The following is a 690-nucleotide window of genomic DNA, read 5'->3' as shown; positions in this document are numbered from 1 at the left end:
TCGTCGAAGTAACGTAGGTTGGATACTGCTAGACCAACGGCGGCTGCTTGCCTTGCCTCTTTCCGTACGCTCTTAATATCATAACTAAACGTTTCAAATTTTATATCGGTTTAGGATTTCGACTCGTTAACACCATTACTCATCGCATTATCCTTGGATTCAGAAAAATATTTATCTACATATTTTTTCGCATCATCAAAAACTGTCTTAATCTGCTGCTCACTCTCATCTAACAACCACCAACCAGCCCCCTCCACGACTTCTGTCAAATTTGCGTAAAACACACCACTCTTCACACCTTTTCTCTTTCTTTATTTTCAACATTAATGCTGGCACTGTTATTTGTGGGAGCCGTTCTTTTAATCGTACAACCCTTTTCGCCCCTGTCTTGTATAGACAGGAGCATTTTTGAAAATAATCGTAGTGAATTTTATTAATTTAGAGTTAAGCTTAATCCTACACCTACACCCCAGCGCCCTCCGGCACTTGTCACAGATAGACTAGAGCGAATATTTCCATCTTCAGATGTATAACCAGCACCAAGAGCAAATGCGGACTGATTGAGCCATATACCACTACCAAGTGCAACACTTAACTTTCCTGGTGCATCATTGTAACGTAAGTTGGACACCGCTAGACCAATAGCAGCAGCTTGTCTTGCTTCTTTCCGAACATCCTGAATAGCATAAT

Annotated in this window: 2 protein-coding genes; both read right to left on the bottom strand. The window is 41.0% G+C overall.

Going from position 1 to position 690, the window contains the following annotated elements; genetic code table 11:
• Window positions 1–110: 110 nt before the first annotated feature.
• Window positions 111–296, bottom strand: coding sequence for a hypothetical protein (locus tag ACFILL_RS09450; RefSeq protein ID WP_375643858.1), 186 nt, complete (start codon window positions 294–296; stop codon window positions 111–113).
• 137 nt (window positions 297–433) lie between these two features.
• Window positions 434–690, bottom strand: a 257-nt coding sequence (locus ACFILL_RS09445; RefSeq protein WP_375632011.1) for a YadA-like family protein, incomplete at its 5' end; no start/stop codon positions are given.

Source organism: Bartonella sp. AP20NXHL, from assembly GCF_042196165.1.
Taxonomy (GTDB): Bacteria; Pseudomonadota; Alphaproteobacteria; order Rhizobiales; family Rhizobiaceae; genus Bartonella.
This window is presented reverse-complemented; position numbering and strand designations above follow the sequence as displayed.